Here is a 1987-nt window from a genome sequence, read left to right on the forward strand (position 1 = left end):
ACCGATGACTAACGTGTCTTCGGTGATTTGATTTATTTTTTGATTCCTTTTATTATTCATAGAGGAGTCCTCCTTTTGATGTTTGTATTTGTAGGTACAAATGCATCATAACGGAGGGCTTTTTTTCATACAAGAACCTCTATTTGAAATCCCATAGGAATCTCCTGCGGGATGAACATGATCGGTGAGATCCCGGAAGGCGAAGCCTGAGGAAGCTCACCACATGCCCGCGGAAAGCGAGCCGTTCCCTGGAGCCACTTCTCCACCCAATATCTCGGAATCGAGTCTTCAACTAAACGGCCCTATTGCGTAATAATCCTTATGAAAAATCAACAATCAACTATAACAGAGCCATCAATTAACACGTTCGTAATAAAGACGACCTTGGAGTGAGTTTGATGGAAAACGGTGTAGCGAATCATGTTTTTGACATCATTTTTTTAATAAAGTTGGCAGCTATTATAGTTCCTTTAATAGGAATTTCTTTAATTTTGAGGAACTTATTAGGTGCAGATAAGAAGAAATGGTTTTCCTATAACCATATTAATGATTTTCATAAAAAAGGGGAATCGATGCTTCGTGCTTTATTTATTATCCTTCTTCTAGCATCGATGCCGTGGACTATTAATTATCCCTTCGCCATCTCGGTATTGTTAATTGTATTTACAATAGTCCAACTTGGCTTCCAGGCTTTCGCAGAATGGAAATTCTCGTCTAACAGGCAGAATTATAAAGTATCTCTTGTGGAAGTGGCGCTATTTTTTATAGCTATTGTAGGCGTATTCCTCTTATTTAGGTAGAGGATATTTTTTGAATAAAGAAAAAGAGGGTCTTGTATGAAAGGTGTTAAAGATAAGATTTATGGAAGCATTCTGGTGACAGCGGGAGTGATTATTGGAATTACCCTGGTGCTGTCCTATTTTGGCCTTTTTGAAGATCTTCGAATGCTGCGAACTCTGATCGTCCTAGTGATGATTGTACTTATTATCTTCATTCTGGTTCGGTGGAAAGAACAATTAGATGAAAAATATAAATAGCACACAGCTATATAGGGTCAGCTTAGATATGCCTAAGCTGATTTTTTATTGGTTTCAAAAAAATCTTGATTGACTTTACTCCTTAATTTCATTATTATCTAATTAGATGAACAACTAATTAGATAGAAAAGGAGACTTATTATGCAGTTAGATAAAATGGTAGCTTTTCATAAAGCCGCTGGAGATCCCACACGGTTACGTATTATTGCTCTACTTAGACAGGGGCCGCTTCATGGGCAAGCCATTGCAGGGAAACTTGGACTTCGACCGCCGACAATTACCCATCACTTAAAGAAATTAAGGGATACGGGAATGGTTTACTCCCGCCGCGATAAAAACACGATTTATTTTTATCTGGATGAAAAGAAACTTACATTTATGGCAGAGGCTGTGACACGAATAGGAGATGAACAAGTGAAAGCTGATAAAGAGTGGCAGGTAACAGAGAAAGAGGAGCGTCAGATTCTTCAAAACTTTATCACGGTAGATGGAAAACTCAAGCAGATGCCCAGCCAGTTGAAGAAGCGAGTCGTTATTCTGGCTTATTATGTTAAAGCATTCCAACCCGGAAAAACTTATGAGGAGAAAGAAGTGAACGAATACATTCAAACATTCTTTGAGGATTATGCTACGGTGCGAAGAGAATGGATTATGCACCACTTCATGTACAGAGAAAGCAATCGTTATGAACTAAACCCTGAAGAAATGTGGCCCGTCGTTGTCTAACGATAACGCTGGTCTCTTTTTTTAACCAACTAATTAGATGAGTATCTAATTTGAAATGGAGGAGCGTCTAAGGATGTTAGAAAACCATTCGTACCGTCGCTTATTTTATTCAGGTATCATTAGTGGAGTGGGGGACAGGTTCAGTCAGGTCGCCGTGTTGACGCTTATTCTACAGGTTACCGGCTCAGGGATGGCGGTAGGGACCGCACTCGGTTTGCGGATTC

General features: G+C 39.5%; 3 protein-coding genes. All 3 read left to right on the forward strand.

What is annotated here, in order from left to right; genetic code table 11:
• The first annotated feature begins 398 nt into the window (after window positions 1-398).
• The 3 genes from WAM07_RS12370 to WAM07_RS12380 all read left to right on the forward strand — a co-directional run bounded on the left by WAM07_RS12370 (window position 399) and on the right by WAM07_RS12380 (window position 1763).
• On the forward strand, window positions 399-800 hold the full coding sequence (locus tag WAM07_RS12370) for a DUF4181 domain-containing protein (protein WP_422167270.1): 402 nt from the start codon (window positions 399-401) through the stop codon (window positions 798-800).
• Between the two features lie 36 nt (window positions 801-836).
• On the forward strand, window positions 837-1037 hold the full coding sequence (locus tag WAM07_RS12375; RefSeq protein WP_422167272.1) for a hypothetical protein: 201 nt from the start codon (window positions 837-839) through the stop codon (window positions 1035-1037).
• A 141-nt stretch (window positions 1038-1178) separates the two neighbouring features.
• On the forward strand, window positions 1179-1763 hold the full coding sequence (locus WAM07_RS12380) for a metalloregulator ArsR/SmtB family transcription factor (protein ID WP_422167274.1): 585 nt from the start codon (window positions 1179-1181) through the stop codon (window positions 1761-1763).
• Window positions 1764-1987: the final 224 nt, after the last annotated feature.

The sequence above is a fragment of the Halobacillus sp. genome (genome assembly GCF_049282395.1).
Taxonomy (GTDB): Bacteria; Bacillota; Bacilli; order Bacillales; family Halobacillaceae; genus Halobacillus.

Bases quoted from the DNA above. Each gene is read 5' to 3' on its own strand.
- WAM07_RS12375 (WP_422167272.1), top strand. From the start codon at position 837: ATGAAAGGTGTTAAAGATAAGATTTATGGAAGCATTCTGGTGACAGCG.
- WAM07_RS12370 (WP_422167270.1), top strand. From the start codon at position 399: ATGGAAAACGGTGTAGCGAATCATGTTTTTGACATCATTTTTTTAATA.
- WAM07_RS12380 (WP_422167274.1), top strand. From the start codon at position 1,179: ATGCAGTTAGATAAAATGGTAGCTTTTCATAAAGCCGCTGGAGATCCC.